Genomic DNA, 24,208 nt, shown 5'->3' with positions numbered 1-24,208 from the left:
AATCTAATGGGCTTTTTTTTTGAACTGTTAAATTTTTTAAAGCTCATATCGAATTTATACGACAAGAATTAACAACAATGCATATTCATATTTTAGGTATTTGCGGCACCTTTATGGGGGGCATCGCAGCCATTGCAAAATCCTTGGGCCATAAAGTTACTGGCTCAGATCAAAACGTTTACCCACCAATGAGTACTCAGCTTGAGTCGTTAGGCATTGAACTCATTCAAGGTTACGATGTTGCACAGTTAAAGCCAAAACCAGATATTGTAGTGATTGGTAATGCCATGAGCCGTGGTAATCCATGTGTTGAATATGTGCTTGAAAATCGTATTCCATATACTTCCGGCCCTGAGTGGTTAAAACATAATGTATTGCAAGATGCATGGGTGCTAGCAGTTTCAGGTACTCATGGTAAAACCACCACAGCCAGTATGCTTGCATGGGTATTAGAATACGCTGGTCTTGATCCAAGTTTTTTAATTGGTGGCGTTGTACAAAACTTTGGCCTGTCGGCGCGCATTGGCAAAACACCGTTTTTTGTCATTGAAGCAGATGAATATGACACCGCATTTTTTGATAAGCGCAGTAAGTTTGTGCATTATCTGCCGCGCACCTTAATTCTCAATAACCTTGAATTTGACCACGCTGATATTTTTGAAGATTTAGCGGCAATTCAAAAGCAGTTCCATCATTTATTACGCATTGTACCAGGGCAAGGTAAAGTGATTTGGCCAAGCGATGATATAAATATTCAGCAAGTTATCGAAAAAGGTTGTTGGAGTGAGCAAGAGCAACTTGGCAATGACTGGGATTATCAACTTATTAACGCCGATGGCAGTGAGTTTGATGTACTGCTTGGTGGCGCTATCGTTGGGCGTGTGAGTTGGCAAGCAATTGGCGAGCATAATGTTAAAAACGCTTTAATGACGATTGCAGCCGCGCGTCATGTAGGTATTCCTGTTGAAACATCAATTGCGGCGCTGGCTGAGTTTATTTCACCAAAGCGCCGTATGGAATTAAAAGGCGAGGTTGCGGGCATTAAGCTCTACGATGATTTTGCCCATCATCCCACTGCTATTAAAACAACCTTAGCAGGGCTCAGAGCAAAAGTGGGCCAAGCGCGTATTTTTGCCGTATTAGAACCACGTTCCAATACAATGAAAATGGGCGTGCATCAAAATACATTATTAGCGTCACTCGAAAATGCCGACGATGTGATTTTATTTGAGCCAGAGAACCTAAGCTGGTCACTCAAAGACGTTGCCAATAATGCTGGCGCTTTATGTTTTAACAGCACAGATGAGATCATTAAAACGCTACTTGAAAAAGCAACTAGCGGCGACCATATATTGGTAATGAGTAACGGTGGCTTTGAAAATATTCATAATCGTATTTTAGATGCGCTCGCCAACAAATAGGCTTTTTATGACGCAAAACCATGAATTTAATGAAACCATTACCGTTGCACTTAGCGGTGCTTCAGGCATGCCGTATGGTTTAAAATTAATTGAAACGCTAATTTCGTTAAATCATCAAGTATTTGTTTTGGTATCAAGCGCAGCCCGCGTGGTGCTTGATACGGAATCAGACGTAAAACTGTCGGGCAACGAAGAAAAGGCAACGGAGCAACTATCTAGCTTATTCAATGCCAAGCCAAATCAGGTTAAAGCATTTGGCAAAGATAACTGGTTTAGCCCTGTAGCGTCGGGTAGTGCTGCACCTAAAAAGATGATTGTCTGCCCGTGTAGCGCAGGTACTGTATCGGCGATTAGTCATGGCGCATCTGATAACTTATTAGAGCGTGCAGCTGATGTAGTGATTAAAGAAAAAGGTCAATTAATGCTGGTGGTGCGCGAAACACCGCTTAGCGCGATTCACCTTGAAAATATGCATAAGCTGGCGCAACTAGGTGTAACTATCATGCCTGCAGCACCTGGGTTTTATCATAACCCAAGTTCAATTGATGACTTGGTTAACTTTATGGTGGCGCGCATTTTAGATCATTTATCTATTGAGCATACTCTGGCTAAACGTTGGGGCTACGGCTGCTAATTAATCCATCCAAAATTGGAACGCAAAACACAATGACAAAAGCTCTCGAAATTGTTGGTTTAGAAAAAACCTACAGTAACGGTGTTCAAGCTGTTAAAGGAATTGATTTAACGGTCGAGAAAGGCGATTTTTTTGCGCTGTTAGGTGCTAATGGTGCTGGCAAATCGACCACAATAGGCGTGATTTCTTCGCTTGTAAATAAAACTAAAGGCACGGTAAAAGTCTTCGGTCATGATATTGATACTGACCTTGGTAAGGCTAAAACTAATTTAGGGTTAGTACCGCAGGAATTTAACTTTAGCCAGTTTGAAACACTTAACCAAATTTTAGTGAACCAAGCCGGTTATTATGGCGTGCCACGCGCAGAGGCACATAAGCGTGCTGATGAGTTACTGGCGCAACTAGGCCTTGCAGATAAAAAAGATAAGCAAGCGCGCACCTTATCTGGTGGTATGAAACGCCGTTTAATGATTGCACGTGCGTTAATGCACAAACCGCAGCTGCTGATTTTAGATGAACCCACCGCAGGTGTAGATATTGAGTTGCGCCGTTCAATGTGGGAATTCTTAAAAGAAATAAACTTGCAGGGTGTGACCATTATTCTCACTACTCATTACCTTGAAGAAGCGGAAATGTTGTGCAAAAACATTGCGATTATCGATAAAGGTCAAATTATTGAAAACACCAATATGAAGTCACTGTTGGCAAAACTTGATAAAGAAACCTTTATTCTTGATTTAAAGCAGCCAACATCAGCATTCTCACTTGATGGTTACACAACTCGTGAAATTGATGACCATACCATCGAAGTAGATGTGGAAAAATCACAAGGGTTAAATGGTGTATTTGATGCACTAAGTACATCCGGTAATACGGTATTAAGCATGCGTAATAAGGCGAACCGATTAGAAGAGCTGTTTGTTGCAATTGTAGAAAAGGGGCGCGAACAATAATGAGTAATCAATTTACCGCTTTAAAAACCATATGGATCAAAGAGTGTATTCGTTTTACCCGTATTTGGGTGCAAACACTTGTGCCGCCAGCAATTACCATGTCACTGTACTTTGTTATTTTTGGTAATTTAATTGGTTCGCGCATTGGCGATATGGGTGGCTTTAACTACATGGAGTTTATTGTACCGGGTCTGATTATGATGTCGGTGATTACCAACTCTTATTCCAATGTGGCATCGAGCTTCTATTCGACCAAATTTCAGAAAAGCATTGAAGAGTTACTCGTTTCACCTGTGCCAACCTATATTATTGTTCTTGGCTATATGGGTGGTGGTATGGCACGCGGCTTATGCGTTGGCATTATCGTTACTATTTTGTCGCTGTTTTTTGTTGATATTCAAATTCACAATATAGCGGTTATTTTTGCTACTGTATTACTTACCGCAGCTGTATTTGCACTTGGCGGTTTAATTAATGCTGTTTACGCCAATAGTTTTGATGATATCAGCATTATCCCAACATTCGTTTTAACGCCGTTAACTTATTTAGGTGGTGTATTCTATTCAATTACTTTGCTCCCTGATTTTTGGCAAGGTGTATCTCAATTTAATCCGATTATTTATATGGTGAATGCTTTCCGTTACGGTTTCTTAGGTGTTTCGGATGTGGATATCACAACGGCATTTGCAGTGATAGTTGCGTTTATAAGCGGTTTATTTGCTGTGGCATACCGTTTAATTGATAAAGGGGTTGGCATTCGCCACTGATAGAAATATGTCTGACGCAAATTCAAGAAGTATTAGCTCGAATCAACACGGGCTAAATGAAAAGTTAGAAGAAGTGGTGCGCAAACATCTTAGCACCGAGTTTAAAAAACCAATTGCAGCACATACGCAAACGGCTTTTGATGAGGTAAATAAGAAGGTACAGCAATTTGCAGGGCCGATTATTCTCGATTCGTGCTGTGGTGTGGGCGAGAGTACAGCTAACCTTGCACGAAAGCATCCTGAAGCCTTGGTCATTGGTATTGATAAGTCGGCGCACCGTATTGAAAAACACGATGTCGAATACAAACAAACTGAAAATGGCCAGTACTTATTAGTGCGCGCTGATTTAAATGACTTTTGGCGCTTGGTGGTTGAACATCAATGGCAAGTGACACACCATTATTTGCTGTATCCAAACCCTTGGCCGAAAGCGAAGCATCTCGGTAGGCGCTGGCATGGTGCACCGGTATTTCCTTATATAGTGAAAATTGGCGGTCAGCTTGAAGTGAGAAGTAATTGGCAAACGTATGTAGATGAGTTCGCCTTTGCCTTAGGCTTAGCTGGCGTTGATGTGTCTGTTGCGCCTTACAGTGCAGATACTGCAATTACCCCATTTGAGCGTAAATATTGGGCCAGTGGCCAACAAAGCCACCGACTGCAAATTGATCTTAACTCGCTTTAGCGGGAACTTCTTGTTGAGCTAGCGATTTTGCTGGCTCAGCAAAGTAATAGCCTTGCATATACTTAATTCCCGCTTTTGCCAATTTATCTACCACCAATTTATTTTCTACCCCTTCTGCAATAAGTATTAAATTTACCTTATTAGCAAAACTCGCAATATGTTGGATAAATAAGAAAACCTCTTCATCTTTAATGATTTGTGAGACGAGTGAAGCGTCGATCTTAATGCCATCAACCTCTAACTTTAAAATGTTAGATATGTTTGAATAGCCAGTTCCAAAATCGTCGATAAATACTTTGGCTCCATGGCGTTTAACCATGGTAATAAACCCTTTTACTTCATTAAAATTGGCAACAGCTTCGGTTTCAATGAGCTCAAATGTAATATTGTGTGGCGTTGGGTAGCGTTTTAATTCATCGTCAAAAAAAGCGGCAAGGCTTGGGTCGAGCATATCTTGCGCTGTGATATTCATGCTCCAGCAAGTATCTGTTTTTCGAAAGTGATCGACACATTCAAGAAAAATTATGCGTGTTAGCTGTCCATCCATGCGACTGCGATTAACGACGGAAAGAAAGTAGTCTGGCTCGTACAACTTATTATTCATTTCTATGCGAGCAAGCCCCTCATACATCAAAACATCATTGCCATCAGATGTCACGATTGGTTGGAAGAAGGCTTGTACTTGAGAGTTGTTAAATGCATCGCGAACATCTTTCGCTATTTTTATATTATGCTGGTATTGGCTCTTAAGTGCGTTCATGGCATCGGAGTAAAATACTACGTGTTCACGACTACGTTTTGCTTGTTCAACCGCAATGCGTGCATTTTCAATTAGCAGCGTTTTATTGCCAGATGCGATACCCGTGCAAAGTGTTACATAAATAAATGGATCGCATAATATGGGCGTGTTTTTGCTTAGGTTTTCAATTTGTTTTATGCATTCAGTGCGATTGTTATACGATGTTAGTAGCGCGATTTTATTACTAGATAGGCGATACAAGGTGCATTCGCTGGTTTTTAATTTATCTAAGCGAGTCAGTAGTTTATGCATCACGGTATCGCCTATATGTGAACCATAAAAGCTAATAATTTCTTCTAAGTCACTAACTAAAATAATCGCAAGCTGCATGTGCAGTTGCGAAGAATTGTGAAGCTTTCTTTCTAAAGCAATATGATTGGCGTAGCCTGTTGCAGGGTCGCGCGTTAAATTACGTTTTAGAATAAAGATGTAAAAAGCACCTACTAGGGTGGCAATAAAAAAGAAAAAGCAGGCGGTGATAACAGCCTGAGTGACACTGGCTGTGAGTTGTTCATTGAGATCTTTGATGGTGATATCTGCACCAGTTAAATAGGTTCGGCCATCATCACTTTGGAATGGCAAGAAAATGGTGCGGAAATGGCCCCATTGATCTTCACTGTGCTCAAATACGGGGCCTGTAGAATAGAAGGCTTTTTTATTTAATTCTGTTGCTTCAGAGTAGAGGTCGTAAAAGTAGGTTAGTTTATTATTCTTAACATCATCATTGGTATAACTTGATGCTGAAAAATAAACCTGATCGCCTTCTGAAATCATTGCGTAAACATATTCCAGTTCTAGCCGTGTAGCAAATTCAGACAACTGTTTACTTTTCAGAAGGTAGGCCTGCTCATCGATATGTTCAGGACCTGCTATGTTGTTATGATAATCTTCACCAAGAATGAACTTTACACTTTGTGCTGCATTTAATAAGCGTGCGTCGACATCTTGCATGATGTCATTGTAGGTATGAGAGTAAACATAATAAACGTAGCCAGCCAAACTGGCTAAAAAAAGAAAACAGGCAAAAATAATCCAACGAATTCCTTGGTTTGAGTAGTGCATGCAGATCCTTGCTTAACTTATTTTGCTGCAACTGAAAAATACTGCTTTACTGTATAGCGAGCAAAGGGTTATGTTAATTTTAGTACCCAATAGTAGTAAATTTAGTCGGATTTTTACAATACTTGATGGAGATATTGTGCAAATTGCGAGACTTTTTCTTGTAATTGAAGTAGAGTTGACCACCTTTTTTTATGAATATGTTTGAACACTTTTTGGGTAAAGTGAGTAGTATGGTTGATGAAACACGTCAAGCAGTGCGCCCAGCGATAGCGTCTGAAGAAAGCTTAATGCGAATTTTTACGGTGCCAGAAGCGCCGGGCTCGACTTTGGCTAAAATTGAGCAGGAAATTTCGAGTAACCTCGCTGGTTTTCTAAATGAAAACATTGCCGCGGTGGAAAAACCACTGCATGAGATTGAAAAAGATTTTCAGTCGGCAATAATTCCTGAAGAACCTCGCTTTGTTTCAGAACATGCGCAAGAGCTGATGGAAAAGCTGGTTGCACATTCGGTTCATACATCAGCCCCGAGCTTTATTGGTCATATGACATCCGCGTTACCGCATTTTGTTTTACCTCTGTCTAAGTTGATGGTGGGGTTAAACCAAAATTTGGTAAAGATTGAAACATCAAAAGCTTTTACACCGCTTGAACGTCAAGTACTCGGTATGATGCATCATATGGTTTATGGTAAAGACGATACCTTTTACCGTAAGTCGATGCATAATGCTAAAAATGCGTTAGGGGCATTTTGCTCTGGCGGCACAGTTGCAAACATTTCTGCACTTTGGGTTGCTCGAAACAAGTTACTTAAACCTGATGGCGATTTTACGGGTATTAATAGCGATGGTTTAGTTGCTGCAATGATGCATTATGGCTACAAAGGTTTAGCTATTTTAGTGTCTGAGCGAGGCCATTACTCTCTTGGTAAAGCAGCTGACGTTTTGGGTATTGGTCGCAGTAATATCGTATCGATTGAAACTGATGAAAACAATCGAGTAAATGTTGCTAAAATGCGTGAAAAGGCGAAAGAATTGGCCGATAAAGGCATTAAGGTGATGGCAATCGTTGGTGTTGCTGGAACCACTGAAACAGGCAATATTGACCCATTACATGAATTAGCTGACTTAGCAGAGGAAATTAAGTGTCATTTCCATATTGATGCTGCTTGGGGTGGTGCGACATTACTCTCTAATAATGCTAGAAGTTTACTTGCAGGGTGTGAGCGAGCGGATTCAATCACCATCGATGCACATAAACAAATGTATGTCCCAATGGGGGCTGGCATTGTACTTTTCAAAGAGCCAGACACAGTTAATGTCGTTGAGCATCATGCTGAATATATTCTACGTAAAGGTTCAAAAGATTTAGGTTCGCATACGCTTGAAGGCAGTCGTCCTGGTATGGCGATGCTAGTGCATGCCTGTTTATCAATTATTGGTCGTAAAGGCTATGAAATGTTGATTGATAAAAGCCTCGAAAAAGCCCGCTATTTTGCCGAACTTATCAAGCAAACAGAGGACTTTGAGTTAGTTACTGAGCCTGAGCTTTGCTTGTTAACGTATCGCTATGTACCTGAAAAAATTAAAGAGGTGCTTAAAACAGCTGATGAGCAAACCAAACTCGATATTTACGCAGCTTTAAACCGCTTTACAGCAAGTATGCAAAAACGACAGCGTGAAGCAGGGCGCTCGTTTGTATCACGTACACGGTTAACGCCATATCAGTACGATAATTTACCCACTGTGGTATTTCGCGTTGTGCTTGCGAATCCGTTGACTTCAAATCAAATTTTGCATGATATTTTGGCAGAGCAACGCGTTTTAGCTGAGAAAGATCCGATCTTTAAAAAGTATTTAGCAAAGTATCTTTAATTTGGAAAGGTCTAAGATTTAAGAATGGGGAGCAGGTGCTCCCCATTTTAATTTAGGCTTCAGTTTCAATATCGACGATTAAATCTGACGTAATTGACTCTAATGCTTCAACCACATCATCTTTACTTAACCCTGATGGGAGTTCTACACGAGCTTCAGCATTAAATAAAGGTACTCCCCAATTTGGTGCACTTTGCTGTTTAGAGGTGAAGTGTACAATTGACGCGCCTTTATGGCGAAGCACGCTAGAAAGCTCTTGCACAATACCGGGCCTATCATTGCTAGTGATAACAAAATTTAGCAGTTGGTTGGTGTCTGTGACTTCTTCTTTGCCCGCTTCAATTTTTACATCTAAATCAGGAATAGCTTGAATTGCACTTTCAAGTGCTGATAAATGCTCTTCGGCCACTTCGAGCTGTAATATACCGGCAAAATGCCCGCATAAGTGACTTAAATTACTGGCAAGCCAGTTACCATGGTTTGCAAGCACCGCTGAGGATAGTTCATCTACTAGACCTGAGCGGTCAGGACCAATAATTGTTAATACTAACTGCTTCATATATATGTCTCTTATTCTAATTAGCGCAACCCACACCACAGAAAGTTAAGGAATAATTGTTAGCTAATTCAAGGGATTAAATAAAATTGTGGCGTGGATTAAGTATTGTTTATTGGATGTCTTTTGTCCAATTTATTTTGTCAAATTTTGTTAATGTTACACTTGTAACTTTTCGGTAATAAAAACGAAATATTACACTGGTTGTAACATTTCTGTCATCTTGACAAAATATAATGCACGCCAACTAAAACTTAATTCTATCTTTAAAGGGCAAGTGGATGAGTTCCAATCCGCCAAGTGTTGATTTCAACACTAATAGAAACAGACTGATCAAAGATAAATTAGCTAAATACAGCATTACAGCAGGTGGTACATTAGTGCTGGTTGCGTTGTTGCTAATCTTCTTTTATCTATTGTATGTAGTTCAGCCAATTTTCGCTTCTGCACAAGTTGAAGTGAGAAATCAATTCACACTACCAGCAAACCAAGAATACATTGCAGGTGGCATGGAAGAGCAAGGCGAAATTGCTTATTTATTCACGCCAACGGGTGAATTAAGTTACTACCAAATCAAGGGTGAAAAATTTGGCGATAAACTGAAAAATTTCGCTGTTGAGTTTGATGCCCCAGTGACTAGTTTTGCACGCACCGCGCCTCATCAAGGCATGTATGCATATGGCTTAGAAAATGGTGCCATCAAAGTTGTTGAGCCTAAGTTTGAAGTCGGTTTTGCCAATGACAAACGCACAATTAACCCAAGCATCGCCTATCCAATAGGTGAAGATGAAATCGTTATTGATGATGAAGGTGCTTCAATTCGTCAATTTGCTTTTAGCTATGATGTTGAAGATAGCCGTCTTGGTGTGTTGGCCGTGACTGGAGATAAACGTTTATTATTTAGCATGTTATCAGCTGAAGAAAACATGTTTTCTGGTGAAATGGAATGGTCAAGCGAAGTTACTGAAATCCCGGTAGAAGGCAAGATTGATGAATTGCTTATCTCTCCTGATTTTAGTCGTGCATTTGTACGTGTTGCTAACAAAGTTTATATTTATAACACCCGTGATATTGAAGATATCACGCAAATTCAAGTCCTTGCAGCAAACCAAGAAAACGCTAATTTAGTGAAAATGCAGCTACTTTCAGGCGCTAACTCATTAATGTTAGTAAATGATAACGGTGAAATCTCACAATGGTTTGAAATCAATAGTGAGCAAGGCCGTAAATTTGCAAAAATCCGCGCATTTGCAAGCAATGATAGCAATATTTCAGGTTTGTACAGTGAGTTCTACCGCCGTACCTTCTTCAGCACGAATACGCAAGGTGAGTTATCGCTTTATTACACAACTAGTGAGAGCGAACTTTGGTCAGGCAAAGTAAGTGATGCTGGCATCGATTTCTTCTCTATCTCACCACGTTCAAATGCAGCATTAATGCTTTCTGGTAATAAACTTATCGTTATCGATATTGAAAATGAGCACCCAGAAGTGTCTTGGTCTGCGCTTTGGCAAGAAGTGTGGTACGAAGGTTATCCTGAGCCTGCATATATCTGGCAGTCGACCTCAGCGAGTGATGACTTTGAATCAAAACTATCTCTCGTACCAATCTCATTTGGTACCATTAAAGCGGCAATGTACGCGATGCTATTCGCTGTGCCAATTGCGTTATCTGCTGCAATTTACACGGCGTATTTTATGTCGCCAGAGTTGCGTCGCTTTGTGAAGCCAACCGTTGAAATTATGGAAGCATTGCCTACGGTAATTCTAGGTTTCTTAGCAGGTCTTTGGTTGGCACCACTCATTGAATCTCACTTACCTGCAATTATGTTGATTCTGTTGTTAACGCCAGTAGCCATCTTATTAACGGCATTTTTCTGGCAAAATTTACCAGAATCAATTCGCCACAGAATCCCTGATGGTAGCCACGCAGTTTTATTAATCCCAGTTGTATTATTAGCAGGCTACATTGCATTTGCACTAAGCCCTGCAGTAGAGCTTTGGGTGTTTGATGGTGATGTGCGTCGTTATATTACTAATGAATTAGGCATTGATTTTGACCAGCGAAACTCGCTTGTTGTGGGCATTGCAATGGGCTTTGCGGTAATACCAACCATTTTCTCAATTGCTGAAGATGCGGTATTCAGTGTACCTAAACACTTATCAAATGGTTCACTAGCACTAGGTGCTACACAGTGGCAAACACTTGTACGTGTTGTATTACTAACGGCAAGTCCAGGTATTTTTTCTGCGGTAATGATGGGCTTAGGTCGTGCCGTGGGTGAAACCATGATCGTATTAATGGCGACGGGTAACACACCAATTATGGACTGGAGTATCTTCCAAGGTATGCGTACCTTAGCAGCTAACATTGCAGTAGAAATGCCAGAATCAGAGGTAGGTAGTACTCACTATCGTATTCTATTCTTAGCGGCGTTTGTGTTGTTTATTTTCACCTTTGTCTTTAACACGATTGCTGAGTTTGTTCGTCAGCGTTTACGTGAAAAGTATAGTTCACTGTAAGGTTAGGAGATTTAATAAATGAAGCAGTGGTTTAAATCTGGCTCACCTTGGATTTGGATGACAGGTGGTGCTGTAAGTATCAGTTTGATTTCTGTAATTGGCTTACTAGCGATGATTGCAGGTCGTGGTTTAGGTTTCTTTTGGCCAGCCGAAGTAACGCAGTTTGAAATGCATCGTGGTGATGTGAAAGAAACGGTTATTGGTGAAATTTACGACCGTGAAATGGTGCCTGTAGAACGTTTACAAGCAGCAAATATTGATTTGCACGGTTTTACTGGCGAAGAAGTTGAGCGATTACTGATTAAAACTGGTAACCGTGAATATGTAGACTTGGATTTCCGTTGGATTTTATCAACCGATATCGTTGAACAATCTACACCGAGTCAACTAGCTGTGTTCGAACGTAGCAAAAACGGTAACTTCTACGGTTACATTGAAAGTGTTATCAAAGATGGTAAAGCGGTTGATGAAGCGCAAAAGTTAACTGTACTTGAAGAGTTAGTAGAGCGTGCCGTTGAACTTAATGAATCTGCACTTGATCTGCAAAATGGTCCAATTGGCCATATTAACTATGACTTAGAGCGTTTGCGTTTAAAAGAAAAAGCACTTGATCTTAAAGGCGAACTAACGCACGAAAAAGTGGCGGAATTTGAAGCTCAACGTAAAGAGTACCGCGAACAATACCTTGTGCTAGAAAAAGAGCTGTTTAAGTTCCGTGATGCAGCAAAGCGTGACCAAGTGATTGTTAAAGATATGCGCGGCGAATTAGTTACTATCCCACTTTACCAAGTGCTTGATGTAACATTACCAAATGATATGGGTTTAATGGCTAAAATAGGTCATTACTTTAAGCAGATTGGTAAATTTGTTAGCGATGACCCTCGTGAAGCAAACACGGAAGGTGGGGTGTTCCCTGCAATTTTCGGTACTGTATTCATGGTTATGCTAATGGCTGTTATCGTGACGCCATTTGGTGTAGTTGCTGCAATTTACTTACACGAATACGCTGCGAAAAACTCTATTACCAAAATGATCCGCATCGCGGTAATTAACCTTGCGGGTGTGCCTTCGATTGTTTACGGTGTATTTGGTTTAGGTTTCTTTGTATACATGCTTGGTGGCAGCATTGACCAATTATTCTACCCTGAAGCATTACCAGGCCCTACGTTTGGTACACCAGGTGTTATTTGGTCAGCACTAACGCTTGCGATTTTGACTCTACCGGTAGTTATTGTATCAACAGAAGAAGGTTTATCACGTATTCCAAGTTCTGTGCGCCAAGGTTCATTAGCACTTGGTGCAACTAAAGCGGAAACTATTTGGCGTATCATTGTACCGATGGCAAGCCCTGCTATTATGACAGGTTTAATTCTTGCTGTTGCACGTGCAGCTGGTGAAGTAGCACCGCTGATGCTTGTTGGTGTAGTTAAAATGGCGCCAACGCTACCAGTTGATATGAACTTCCCGTTTGTACACTTAGATAGAAAATTTATGCACTTAGGTTTCCACATTTATGATGTTGGTTTCCAAAGCCCTAATGTTGAAGCGGCACGTCCGCTGGTATATGCCACTGCATTTTTACTTGTGGCAGTTATTGTGGCACTGAATATCACTGCAATTGGTATTCGTAACCACTTACGTGAAAAATTCAGGTCGTTAGAACACTAATTGTTCTGCGGTGATAAAAGTTTAATAGGTTTAGTAAAAATGATTACTGTTGCTCCAGAAATGAATCAATCTGCAACTAGCTTACAGCTTGATTTAGAAAACTTATCGGCAGAACAAACTGCTCTTGAAATTAAAGATTTAGATCTTTACTACGGTGATAAACAAGCGCTGAGCAATATCAGCATGAAAATCCCAAAGGGTCAGGTAACGGCATTTATCGGCCCATCTGGTTGTGGTAAGTCAACGCTACTACGTTGTATTAACCGCATGAATGACTTAGTTGATACCTGTCGTATCGACGGTCAAATTCTGCTTCACAACCAAAACATTTATGATAAAAGTGTTGACGTTGCAGCACTACGTCGTAACGTAGGTATGGTATTCCAGCGTCCAAATCCATTTCCTAAATCAATTTATGAAAATGTGGTTTATGGTTTACGACTTCAAGGTATTAAAGATAAGCGTAAATTAGATGAAGTTGTTGAGGCATCATTACGTGGCGCAGCATTATGGGAAGAAGTAAAAGATCGCTTACATGACAGTGCTTTTGGTCTGTCAGGTGGTCAGCAGCAGCGTTTGGTTATTGCACGTGCCATTGCGATTGAGCCTGAGGTGTTACTGCTTGATGAACCAACATCAGCACTTGATCCAATCTCGACGTTAGTAATCGAAGAACTAATCAACGATTTAAAAAATAAGTATACTGTTGTTATTGTTACACACAACATGCAACAGGCAGCACGTGTGTCGGATCAAACAGCGTTTATGTATATGGGTGAGCTAATTGAATACTCAGATACTAATACTCTGTTTACCACACCGAAGAAAAAGAAAACAGAAGACTACATTACAGGTCGTTACGGGTAAGGATTAAAGTTATGGATCATAATATCTCAAAACATATTTCAGGTAACTTTAACCAAGAGCTTGAAAACGTTCGCAATCATGTACTTGCAATGGGTGGTTTAGTTGAGCAGCAATTAAACTCTGCACTTGATGCGGTAAACGATAGTAATGCTGAATTGGCAAAAAAAGTTGAAATTGGCGACTACAAAGTAAATGCGATGGAAGTGAGCATTGATGAAGAATGTACACGCATTATCGCAAAGCGTCAGCCAGCAGCAAGCGATCTACGCTTGGTTGTTGCGATTGCAAAAACCATTGCGGATTTAGAACGCATTGGTGATGAAGCGCGTCGCATCGCAAAGGTAGCGCTTGAATCTACTGCAAAAGATCAACAGGGTCTATTAGGTAACATTGACAATATGGGGCGTCATGTATCGCAAATGTTGCACGATGTGCTTGACGCATTTGCCCGAATGGATGCAGAAGCTGCTTTCCAAGTACATAAAGAAGATGCCAAAGTTGACCGTGAATATGAAGCGCTTACACGCCAGATTATGACGTATATGATGGAAGATCCGCGCTCAATTCCTAAAGTAATGGACTTAGTATGGTCAGTTCGTTCACTTGAGCGCATTGGTGACCGTTGCCAAAATATTGCTGAATATGTAATTTACTTTGTTAAAGGAAAAGATATTCGTCATATTGCACAAGATGATATTGAACGCGATATTATTGGAAACTAAGAAAAAATAGTTTTAAGAAAAGGGTAAAAGCGGTTTCGCTTTTACCCTTTTTTGCTTTGAAGTTCACAACAATTTTAGTCTATTAACTAGCGTAAATTTAATTGTTTGATAATCTAAATTAAGGAATTTCAACTTACTGTAATACTTGTATGTTAAAGCCTTTCCTCGGTTGGCTGATTCCTGTAAAATTTGTGCGCTTTTAAAATTTAAGGGTCAATTATGGCTAGTAATGCATTTTTAGGGGTTTTTGCTAAATCTCCTATCAAACCAATTGAAGAACATATTAAAATTGTTCATCAAGCCAGTGCTTTGTTAACGTCTTTCTTTGAACATGCGTTTAATAAAGAGTGGGAACAAGCATCTGAGATCCGCATTAATATTCGCGACTTAGAACGCAAGGCGGATGTGCTTAAACGTGATATTCGCTTGCAACTACCGCGCGGATTATTCCTTCCTGTTGAGCGTACAGACCTTCTGGAACTGATCACTCAACAAGATAAAATTGCTAACAAAGCTAAGGACATAGCAGGCCGTGTATTAGGTCGTGAAATGGAAATTCCTGAGCAAATTCAAGCTGATTTTATTACTTACCTAAATCGTTGTATTGACGCGACGAAACAAGCTTCTAAAGCCATCAATGAACTCGATGAGTTACTAGAAACAGGTTTCCGTGGCCGTGAAGTAACGTTAGTTGAAAATATGCTAGAAGAACTCGACGCAATTGAGCGTGATACTGATGAAATGCAAATTACATTGCGCCGTCAGTTGCGTGAAATCGAAAATGAATTAAACCCAATCGATGTGATGTTCTTATACAAGATCCTTGAGTGGGTGGGTGATTTAGCAGATATCGCTGAGCGTGTAGGTTCACGTTTAGAGCTAATGCTAGCACGTTAATTAAACTAATTTAAAAAGTTAAGTTAAAGGTTACTTGATGGATATTATTGCAAATTACGGCTCCACTTTGGTGATTATTGCGGCCGTAGTGGGATTTATCATGGCTTATGGTATTGGTGCGAACGACGTTGCCAATGCGATGGGTACATCGGTTGGCTCTAAAGCGCTAACCATTAAGCAAGCGATTATTATCGCGATGATTTTTGAGTTTGCAGGTGCTTACCTTGCTGGTGGTGAAGTAACATCAACCATTCGTAAAGGTATCATTGACTCTTCAGCCTTTGTTGCTATTCCAGAATCACTGGTTATAGGTATGATTTCAGCGCTGTTAGCTGCAGGTGTATGGCTATTAGTGGCGTCATACCTTGGTTGGCCAGTATCTACTACACACTCAATTATTGGTGCGATTGTAGGTTTTGCACTCGTTGCTGTAGGCACAGAGGCAATCCAATGGGGAAAAGTAGCGGGTATCGTAGGTAGTTGGATTGTAACACCTGCTATCTCAGGCTTTATTGCATACCTTATTTTTATGAGTGCACAAAAACTAATTTTTGATACTGACTCACCACTTAATAATGCGAAACGTTATGTGCCTATTTATATGGGTCTTGCAGCATTTGTTATGGCGTTAGTTACTATCAAGAAAGGTTTAAAGCACGTTGGTTTAGAGCTAGGTACTGTTGAAGGTTACAGCATTGCAATTGGCGCAGCTGTGGCTGTGGCAATATTAGGTAAAGTATTAATTGCACGCCTAAAAATGGACCCTGCAGCTGACAAAGAAATGCAATTCAACAATGTTGAAAAGGTATTCGCAATTCTAATGATTGTAACTGCATGTTGTATGGCATTTGCGCACGGTTCAAACGATGTTGCAAACGCGATTGGTCCTCTAGCTGCGGTAGTAAGCATTGTTCAGCATGATGGTGAAATCGTTAAGAAATCAGCGCTAGTATGGTGGATTTTACCGCTTGGTGGTTTAGGTATTGTTATTGGTTTAGCTATCCTTGGTAAGAAAGTAATTAAAACCATTGGTGAAGGTATCACACACCTTACGCCAAGCCGCGGTTTTGCTGCAGAATTAGCTGCCGCATCAACGGTTGTTATTGCTTCAGGTACAGGTTTACCAATCTCAACAACACAAACGCTAGTAGGTGCAGTACTGGGTGTAGGTATGGCACGCGGTATTGCAGCACTTAACTTAGGTGTTGTAAGAAATATCGTTGTTTCTTGGGTTATTACCTTGCCAGTGGGCGCGGTATTAGCTATTGTTATCTACTATGTATTGGCGGCTATTTTTGGCCTTCAAGTGTAAAGACTTTTAGCTTGAAAAGACCCCATGTGCGAACACGCAATGGGGTCTTTTTTTGTCCTAAATTTAATTAGTTTATTAAATTAACCCGAGTTCAGGTTAAATTACAAAGACATATTTGATTTTCGGATGTTAATTTGTTTTTATCGTGATTAATTCGAATTTAATCGGTTATAACGATGAAAAACCTGCCAAGTATCAAACAACTTCAATATTTACTCGCGGTGCATCAGCACCAACATTTTGGCCGTGCTGCTGAGGCATGTTTTATTGGTCAATCAACGCTCAGTAGTGCAATTCAAAACCTAGAAGAAACACTAGGTTGCCAGCTAATTGAGCGTGAAAATCGCAGCATTATGTTTACCGCAATTGGTGAGGAAGTTGTTGAACGAGCGCGAAAAATTATTGACGATACCATCAGCGTAAAAGAGCTCACAAAAAGCTTTCTTAACCCGCTGCAAGGCCAATTAACCATCGGTATTATTCCAACGGTAGCAAGCTTTATTGCCGCCGACCTTTATCATTTATGTGCCACAGAGTTTCCCGAACTAGAGTTAGTGTTAATAGAAGACACCAGTGATAACTTGCTGGATAAGTTAGAGAAAGGACAGGTTGATGTCGCGTTACTCGCATTGCCTTATAACACTAAAAAGTTCCATACCCATATCTTGGCGCAAGACCCGTTTAATATGGTAATGCATCAGGATTATGATGTTGCAAAAGGCATTACAGATTTTAATTTGTTACCACCTGCCTCCGTGTTTTTATTAGAGCGAGAACACTGCTTAACCGATCATGCGTTGAGTGCCTGTCATTTAAGTAAAAGTGAGTGTATCAATCCATTTGAAGCTGCGAGCTTACACACTTTACTCAGTATGGTTGAAAGGCAATTAGGTGTGACCTTCTTGCCGCAGATGGCAATTAATGCCGGTATTCTTGCCCATAAGCCTATGGTGTTTAATGCCGCTCAAGATACCGCGTATCGTGACATTGGTATTCTTTGGCGCAAAACGTCAGGGCGTATTCGTGACTTCCGTTTGTTGTGCGACAAGTTAAAGCCTTTCTTTGCTGAAAAATGTGCTCGTTAAAAAAAGATTCAAAAATTTAAAACTTTTTTCGAACAGTACTCGACTACTTAAACAGAGAAACAATTAGCTGGGGAATATGTGTTCTTTCAAAGCGAAAAAGGGTTAATAAAAAAAGCGCAGCAAGGTGACAAGCGTGCATGGCTTTCATTAGTTAAGCAATACGAGAAACCGATTTATCACACTTGTTTGCGTATGGTAAGTAACCCAGATGATGCACTCGAAATTATGCAAGAGAGCTTTATGAGTATTTATCGTTCATTGGATAAATACCGTTTTGAGTCGAGTTTTAAAACATGGGCGATTGCGATTACTAACCGACGTTGCGTTGAGTTTTATCGTGCTAAAAAAGTGCTTGATGAAGAAAAGCAAGAGATGCTTATCGCAGAAACACAAGAGCCTGAATCAGCAGATTTCATGGTGTTTATGGCACAGCAAAATAAGCAGGTTTTGCAATTATTAAATGGTTTACCTTGGGTGCAAAAAGAAGTGGTTGAATTAAAGTTTTTCCAACAATTTACCTTTGAGCAAATAGCAGAGCAGTTAGGTGTATCAACCAATACAGTAAAATCCCGTTTATATTCCGCATTGTCGAAACTGCGTCAAGATTTGGAGGTGCTAAATGGCTAATCTCGATATTATTTTCCAAAAGTGGCTTGAAAGTGGACAGCTTTCAGCAGAAGAGAAAAGCTTGTTAGAACAAGATGCTGTTTACGCTGAATTACTGGCAAATAGCCAACAGTGGCAAACGCTCGCAAATGAGTATCAAGAAACACCCGTACCGAACTGGCAAAGGGAAGCAACGTGGTTTGAAAAGCCAAAGCCTGCATCAATCAGTAGCCGATTTGTTACATGGTTTGCCCCAGTTGCGTTTGCCTGTTCGTTTGTAATGTGCTCATTAGTCTTTTTTAGAGCCGAAATTAGTTACTCAGATGAAGGCTTTGCAATTAACTTTCATGAGTCAGAAGACGCACCTGCGGTTACTTACGAGCAATTACGCACACTGCTTGCAGAGCAACAAAAGTCAAACGCTGAGGCGACCTATGCTCTCGTTAAAGAAGCAATTGACCAAGGGCGACTTGAGCGCAAGGAAGATATCGGAGCATTAGTTGCTGATTTGAACCAAATTCGTAAACAGGATCAGGCGTTAATTCGTCTGCAACTCAATGAACTGGCACAACAGGTTGAACATCAGCCTAAGTCATCAATTGCCAAAAACCAATTATGGGAGAATTAATTATGAAAACGAACGCACGTTTTTTGATTCCATTAACGTTATTAACCTCACAAGCGGTATTGGCTGCGCCTGAAAGTGATGTAATAAGTAAAAATCAAAGAGAAATTAGCATAATGAGCAATATCCTTAAAGCATCGATTGATGCTGAAAAAGGGATTCGCATTAGGCAAATTAAAGGCGCTTATTTAGCTGAACAAGGTTATGTTTTTAATATTAGCGCAAAAGGTATTTCAGGTAGTTTTGGCGGGTGGCGACAATTTTTTACCGAGCCGGATTTAGATTTTGAAGATGATGAAGTTGTCATTCGCGCCACAGAAATGACTGTCGAGTTAGCGAATGAAACATATCAAAATGCCATGGAGGCACTAAGAGAATCTTCAGAAAGAATGCGTGAATTTGCAGAGCAAGAACGAGAGATTGAGTTCCAAATCAGGGAAGTAGAGCGCGCGCGTCGCGATTTAAACCTTGAGCGAAGACATACGCAAAAAGAGCAAGAAGATAAATCGGTTAAAAAGGAAATCGCTAAGCTTGAAGCCAAAATAGCTAAGTTGGAAAAAGAAAAAGCAGAAGTACGTGATAAGCGTGACGATGCCAAAGATAAGATTAAATCAACCACAAAGGAAAAACAGCAACAAGCTGCTGAAGTACGCAAGCAAAATATTCTTGTAGTCAGTAACACACTTGCTCAAACTTTGTGTGATTATGGCGCTGGATTAAAAGGACTTAACAAAAATCAGTATGTAAATTTTATTATTGATAATGCGACCGGCAATAAAGAAGATTTAGTCTTTGTGTTTAATAAAGCGCAAATCAATAAATGTGTTGTGGGTGATATGGATGCAAAAAAACTCCTGGCAAGTGCTAAGAGTTATACATTCTAAATCGCAAAGTCTCCAAAAACGCGATGGAAAAAACAAAAAAGCCGCTTAACTTGCGGCTTTTGAATTTAATAAAGTGTCTGCTTTGACGTTGGGTAAAAAGAGCAGATAAACAAGTACAACTAGATTGAAATAAGGAATTGCTCCTAATACTGCAAATATTACTTTTGGGTAACCTTTCTCTGTGGCTTTTAGATAACAAAAGTAGCAAATCAGGACATTTGCGAACAGCAATAAAAAAATAAATAGTGCCATAGTCCCTCCCGTTTTAACTTCACGCATTCAACTCATTTGAATGGCTTTATTGTATGTCCATATGGGATTAGTTTAGCCTATTGTTTATCCGCTTTCCTATTGTTTTGTTAATTTAGTTTGTAAAAATTGTTAAGCAATTGAGTTTGTTGATATGTTTTTTTGTTTTCGGATTTCTGGCGCTGAAATGGGTTTACCAATGAAGTATCCTTGCGCATAGTCTACGCCAATTTCCTCAAGTAATTCAAAGGTTTCTTGGTCTTCAACGTATTCGGCAACACAGGTTTTTCCAAGTGAATGGCTAATGTCTTTTATCGCATTTACCAAAGCTTTATCAATGCTGTCTTGGGTCATATCTTTAACAAATGAGCCATCAATTTTAACTTGATTTGCAGGTAGTTGTTTTAAGTAGCTAAAGGTACTAAATCCAGTGCCAAAGTCATCAATGGAAAACTGACATCCTATTTTTTGTAGTTGTGTGATCATCGCAGTAGTTGCCACTAAATTGCTAATACTGGCTGATTCGGTAATTTCAAAAGTAAGCCTTTCTGGGCTTACATTATGCAACTTCAAACTTTCTGCAATTATATTTAATAGGTTGGCGTTATTAAATGCTTGAGCAGATAGATTAATTGCAACACGATTAAGTTCTGGGTATTCACCTAACAGTGCAATCGTTTTTTCAATGACATTTTGGTCAAGTAAATCAATATCTGTCACCAGTTCAAGTGAAGGGATGAATTGATTTGGGTAGATAATCTCGTCATTAACAATCAAGCGAACAAGCGCTTCGTAATAACTGACTTTCTGTTCTTTGTAGCACCAAATTGGCTGAAAATGCATGGTTAAGCTTTGCGCTTTCAATGCTTCTTTAATGCTGTGTGCCCATGTAATACCCGACAACAGTTGCTTAGTGTTGGCGTCTGATTCTGAATAGCAATGAACAATGTTACGACCACGGCTTTTGGCCACATAGAGCGCAATATCAGCTTGTTTTAAACACTCACTGGCGTCACAGTTTTTACTATTAATTTGCGTTAAACCTATTGAGCAGCTAATAGAGTAATTTTGATCACCAAAGCGAAAGCTTTGGTTTTCAATGGTTTGACATAAGCTTTCACCGATCATATGGGCATCGAGTAAATCGGTATTTTCTAAAATAATGGCAAACTCATCGCCACCTAATCGACAGACTAATGCATCACCTGAGACGCACTGCTCAAATAGCTTAGCAACTTTTTTAAGAACTTTATCGCCTTGTTGATGGCCTTGCGAATCATTAATAATTTTGAAGTGATCTAAGTCGATATACAGTAGCGCATGCTCTTGTTTATCAGCAACTTTTTTACAAAAATGATTGAGTTGTTGATCGAAAAAATAGCGGTTGTGTAAGTTAGTTAATGTATCGTGATGCGCTAAATGTTGTAGGCTGAATTCAGCTTGCTTGCGTTCATCAATATTATCAATACTTAGGGTAATGTTACTTTTTACATGCGCTTCTTTTATCGACTGTAATTTACATTCAATCCAGATCTGATGTCCTGATTTATGATTAATTTGCAGTTCTGCTTTATTCTTGCTGCCAGGTATTACCTTAATTGATGTAATGAGTTCATTTAATTTGATAGCATCTTTTTCGGAAAAAAAGCTTGCGAGGGGTTTTCCAATACTCGACTGAAGCCCATTACCAGTGAGCGCTTCCCATGCCGGGTTCAAAAAGCAAATATTCTGAGCTTGGTCAATTTCAATTACCGCAGTATTTAGGTGCATTAAAATACGCTGGTGTGCCGAGAATAAATCCTTATATCCTTGTTGGCTTTTACTGAGTAATTCAACTTTTTCAGCGAAATCATCATAGCTCACCATAAAATCTTCGCGTCGCGCCGCCTGTTCGCACACTTTATTGATAATATTATGATTGAATGGCAACCGAATAAAGTCAGTGACACCAAGTAAAAGTAATCGCTCTGCGAAGTCAGCATCTTGGCTATCAATTATGGTGACAACTGCTTGATTAGGGCGATGAATTCTGAGCTCTTGCAAAAAGCGATTAACACGGTCAAAGCTACCATGTGTTGCATCAATCAATACAATGGCATATTTATATTGTTGGATTAGGGTTTGGGCATTTGCACAGTTATCTACGGTGGTAATCGAAAAACCTAATTCTAAATCGTGAGTAATCTGTGCCGCGCGTTCTTCGTTTGACTCGACCAGCAGTAGGGGTAGACGACTGCTTTTGTCCATGTGTTCAGAAAGAATATTAGCCAATAAATGAGGAAGCGTTTTTAATTTATCGTGCTGTAAAATTGCATCAATGCCATAAGCACGGGCTGTTGTTTCGGCAATTCGTTCGCAATAAGTTGGAGGGATTAAAACGATCGGTGTATTTTTTGCTGAGGCCAGTAATCCTGAACGTACCATGCGTGAAAAACGCCAGCCATCTATTTCACCAATCGCTAAGTCGGTAATTATCAGATTTACAGGCTGTTTTTTTAATAGATCGAGGGCTTCGAGGCTATTATTTTTAAGCTCAATATCAAAAACATCGACATCTTTTAACGCATCAACTAGTTGGGTTGATAGCTTAATATCTGGCGTAACTACCAGTAATTTAAGCTTATTCGACATTGAAACTGTACCTCTAAATCAGTTCACCGCTCCATGGTAATGTTGATTTTCAAATGCCAGAAGATACCGAGTTTAGGGGTTTAACTCAAGTAAAAATGGCAATTTCAATTTGGTCAAAAATCTATCTCTTTTAATACAGTAGGTTATATTTTGTGCTGCCTGTTTTCCTTGATTTAAATCACTACTAACACTAGAATCGGCGCGACTTTAACCAAGTATCCCCTGAGTACTGACAACCAAGTGAGAATACTAGATGCGTGTTGCTGATTTTAACTTTGAATTACCTGATGAACTAATTGCTCGCTTTCCAATGGAAGAGCGCACAGCAAGTAGGTTATTAAAACTAGAAGGTAATAGTGGCGAAATTACGCACCATACGTTTGCTGATGTATTGGACTTTGTTAATCCTAACGACCTGATTATTTTTAATAATACGAAAGTTATTCCTGCGCGTATGTTTGGCCAAAAAACATCAGGTGGTAAAGTTGAAGTGTTAGTTGAACGTGTCGTCGATAAACACACAGTGCTTGCGCATGTGCGTGCCAATAAATCTCCTAAAGTAGGTAATGAGCTTATTTTAGAAGGGAGCGCAACTGCGGTAATGCAAGGTCGCCAAGGTGAACTATTTGAACTGAAGTTTGAAGGTGAAGAGGGCGTGCTTGATATTCTAGACCGCATTGGTCATATGCCTCTTCCGCCATACATTGACCGCCCTGATAATGAAAAAGACCGTAACCGCTATCAGACTGTTTATGGTGAAAAGCCTGGGGCGGTTGCTGCGCCAACAGCGGGTTTGCATTTTGATGATTCATTACTTGAAAAATTAAAAGCAAAAGGGGTTGATTTAGGCTTTGTCACTTTGCATGTCGGCGCTGGTACATTCCAACCAGTGCGTGTTGATAAAATTGAAGATCATCATATGCACTCAGAGTACATCGAAGTACCAGAACAAGTGGTTGCTCAAATTAAAGCGTGTCGTGAACGCGGTGGCCGTGTAGTTGCAGTCGGTACCACGTCAATGCGTTCACTTGAGTCAGCAGCGATGAAATCAGATGGTGAGCTTGCCCCGTTTTATGGTGATACGGACATTTTTATCTTTCCAGGTTATGAGTTCCAAGTTGTCGACGCCATGATCACCAACTTCCACTTACCAGAATCAACGCTAATCATGTTGGTAAGTGCCTTTGCGGGTCAAGACAATATTATGAATGCCTATCAAACTGCGATAGCTGAAAAATATCGCTTTTTCTCATATGGCGATGCGATGTTCTTAACGAAAAAAGAGAGTTAATCTACGCGCTATAAATTCTTAGCGATGTAACCCTGTTACATCGCTTTACATGTAAATGTCACTTTCCACTTTTATTTCTGTTATCTCATCCCTATATCCATAGT

The 24,208-nt window shown here is 40.0% G+C and carries 21 protein-coding genes; 17 read left to right on the top strand and 4 right to left on the bottom strand.

The features are described from left to right. Window positions 1-77 precede the first annotated feature (77 nt). Genes mpl through trmB form a run of 5 tightly spaced genes read left to right on the top strand, consistent with a single transcriptional unit; the run spans window position 78 to window position 4,457 of the window. Window positions 78-1,421 carry a UDP-N-acetylmuramate:L-alanyl-gamma-D-glutamyl-meso-diaminopimelate ligase gene (gene mpl, locus OM33_RS00350; RefSeq protein ID WP_038637285.1) on the top strand — a complete coding sequence of 448 codons (1,344 nt, stop codon included), beginning with the start codon at window positions 78-80 and terminating at the stop codon, window positions 1,419-1,421. Window positions 1,422-1,428: 7 nt separating this feature from the next. After that, window positions 1,429-2,055, top strand: a complete 627-nt coding sequence (locus OM33_RS00345) for a flavin prenyltransferase UbiX (RefSeq protein ID WP_038637282.1) — start codon at window positions 1,429-1,431, stop codon at window positions 2,053-2,055. Between the two features lie 32 nt (window positions 2,056-2,087). Beyond that, entirely contained in the window at window positions 2,088-3,008 is a 921-nt protein-coding gene (locus OM33_RS00340; protein WP_038637279.1) for an ABC transporter ATP-binding protein, read from the top strand. After that, window positions 3,008-3,775, top strand: coding sequence for an ABC transporter permease (locus tag OM33_RS00335; RefSeq protein ID WP_038637276.1), 768 nt, complete (start codon window positions 3,008-3,010; stop codon window positions 3,773-3,775). Before OM33_RS00340 ends, OM33_RS00335 begins: the two co-directional genes overlap by 1 nt. A gap of 7 nt (window positions 3,776-3,782) precedes the next feature. Next, the gene (trmB, locus tag OM33_RS00330; protein ID WP_038637273.1) at window positions 3,783-4,457 is read left to right on the top strand and encodes a tRNA (guanine(46)-N(7))-methyltransferase TrmB; all 675 of its coding nucleotides are present in this window, start codon (window positions 3,783-3,785) and stop codon (window positions 4,455-4,457) included. On the opposite strand, the gene OM33_RS00325 is transcribed toward trmB, so the two are convergent. Next, a complete protein-coding gene (locus OM33_RS00325) occupies window positions 4,444-6,318 on the bottom strand; it encodes an EAL domain-containing protein (protein WP_038637271.1) in 1,875 nt (624 codons plus the stop codon). The two genes, trmB and OM33_RS00325, sit on opposite strands and share 14 nt — an antisense overlap. Window positions 6,319-6,548: 230 nt before the next feature. Between OM33_RS00325 and panP the strand changes: the two genes are divergently transcribed. Then, window positions 6,549-8,189, top strand: a complete 1,641-nt coding sequence (gene panP / locus OM33_RS00320) for a pyridoxal-dependent aspartate 1-decarboxylase PanP (RefSeq protein WP_038637269.1) — start codon at window positions 6,549-6,551, stop codon at window positions 8,187-8,189. Between the two features lie 52 nt (window positions 8,190-8,241). Here the strand turns inward: panP and OM33_RS00315 are convergent, their stop codons facing one another. Continuing rightward, window positions 8,242-8,748 (bottom strand): glycine cleavage system protein R, encoded by a 507-nt coding sequence (locus OM33_RS00315; RefSeq protein WP_038637265.1) that lies wholly within the window; start codon window positions 8,746-8,748, stop codon window positions 8,242-8,244. A 278-nt stretch (window positions 8,749-9,026) separates the two neighbouring features. Between OM33_RS00315 and OM33_RS00310 the strand changes: the two genes are divergently transcribed. The 10 genes from OM33_RS00310 (at window position 9,027) to OM33_RS00265 (ending at window position 19,933) form a co-directional block, all read left to right on the top strand. Beyond that, window positions 9,027-11,267: an ABC transporter permease subunit gene (locus OM33_RS00310; protein WP_038637262.1), complete on the top strand. Its 2,241-nt coding sequence runs from the start codon at window positions 9,027-9,029 to the stop codon at window positions 11,265-11,267. Between the two features lie 18 nt (window positions 11,268-11,285). Continuing rightward, on the top strand, window positions 11,286-12,935 hold the full coding sequence (gene pstA / locus OM33_RS00305; protein ID WP_038637259.1) for a phosphate ABC transporter permease PstA: 1,650 nt from the start codon (window positions 11,286-11,288) through the stop codon (window positions 12,933-12,935). A 39-nt stretch (window positions 12,936-12,974) separates the two neighbouring features. Then, window positions 12,975-13,802, top strand: a complete 828-nt coding sequence (gene pstB, locus OM33_RS00300; RefSeq protein WP_038642820.1) for a phosphate ABC transporter ATP-binding protein PstB — start codon at window positions 12,975-12,977, stop codon at window positions 13,800-13,802. A gap of 11 nt (window positions 13,803-13,813) precedes the next feature. Continuing rightward, window positions 13,814-14,524: a phosphate signaling complex protein PhoU gene (gene phoU, locus OM33_RS00295; RefSeq protein ID WP_038637255.1), complete on the top strand. Its 711-nt coding sequence runs from the start codon at window positions 13,814-13,816 to the stop codon at window positions 14,522-14,524. A gap of 219 nt (window positions 14,525-14,743) precedes the next feature. After that, the gene (locus OM33_RS00290) at window positions 14,744-15,421 is read left to right on the top strand and encodes a TIGR00153 family protein (RefSeq protein WP_038637252.1); all 678 of its coding nucleotides are present in this window, start codon (window positions 14,744-14,746) and stop codon (window positions 15,419-15,421) included. 37 nt (window positions 15,422-15,458) lie between these two features. Then, window positions 15,459-16,733 carry an inorganic phosphate transporter gene (locus OM33_RS00285; protein ID WP_038637248.1) on the top strand — a complete coding sequence of 425 codons (1,275 nt, stop codon included), beginning with the start codon at window positions 15,459-15,461 and terminating at the stop codon, window positions 16,731-16,733. A 176-nt stretch (window positions 16,734-16,909) separates the two neighbouring features. After that, window positions 16,910-17,818 carry a hydrogen peroxide-inducible genes activator gene (locus OM33_RS00280; protein WP_038637245.1) on the top strand — a complete coding sequence of 303 codons (909 nt, stop codon included), beginning with the start codon at window positions 16,910-16,912 and terminating at the stop codon, window positions 17,816-17,818. Window positions 17,819-17,896: 78 nt separating this feature from the next. Further along, on the top strand, window positions 17,897-18,445 hold the full coding sequence (locus tag OM33_RS00275; protein WP_038637242.1) for an RNA polymerase sigma factor: 549 nt from the start codon (window positions 17,897-17,899) through the stop codon (window positions 18,443-18,445). Then, a complete protein-coding gene (locus OM33_RS00270) occupies window positions 18,438-19,052 on the top strand; it encodes a hypothetical protein (RefSeq protein ID WP_038637239.1) in 615 nt (204 codons plus the stop codon). Before OM33_RS00275 ends, OM33_RS00270 begins: the two co-directional genes overlap by 8 nt. Window positions 19,053-19,054: 2 nt before the next feature. Next, window positions 19,055-19,933: a hypothetical protein gene (locus OM33_RS00265; RefSeq protein ID WP_038637235.1), complete on the top strand. Its 879-nt coding sequence runs from the start codon at window positions 19,055-19,057 to the stop codon at window positions 19,931-19,933. Between the two features lie 45 nt (window positions 19,934-19,978). Here OM33_RS00265 and OM33_RS00260 read toward each other — a convergent pair whose 3' ends face one another. Both OM33_RS00260 and OM33_RS00255 read right to left on the bottom strand, forming a co-directional pair. Next, the gene (locus tag OM33_RS00260) at window positions 19,979-20,185 is read right to left on the bottom strand and encodes a hypothetical protein (RefSeq protein WP_038637232.1); all 207 of its coding nucleotides are present in this window, start codon (window positions 20,183-20,185) and stop codon (window positions 19,979-19,981) included. A 129-nt stretch (window positions 20,186-20,314) separates the two neighbouring features. Beyond that, complete coding sequence (locus OM33_RS00255) at window positions 20,315-22,813, bottom strand: EAL domain-containing protein (protein ID WP_038637229.1); 2,499 nt, start codon at window positions 22,811-22,813, stop codon at window positions 20,315-20,317. A gap of 253 nt (window positions 22,814-23,066) precedes the next feature. Here OM33_RS00255 and queA point away from each other — a divergent pair, with 253 nt between their 5' ends. Further along, window positions 23,067-24,104: a tRNA preQ1(34) S-adenosylmethionine ribosyltransferase-isomerase QueA gene (gene queA, locus OM33_RS00250; RefSeq protein ID WP_038637226.1), complete on the top strand. Its 1,038-nt coding sequence runs from the start codon at window positions 23,067-23,069 to the stop codon at window positions 24,102-24,104. Window positions 24,105-24,208: the final 104 nt, after the last annotated feature.

Origin of the sequence: Pseudoalteromonas piratica (genome assembly GCF_000788395.1) — a bacterium.
Classification (GTDB): Bacteria; Pseudomonadota; Gammaproteobacteria; order Enterobacterales; family Alteromonadaceae; genus Pseudoalteromonas; species Pseudoalteromonas piratica.
The sequence above is the reverse complement of the archived record's forward strand: the minus strand, read 5'-3'. Positions and strand labels throughout refer to the sequence as shown.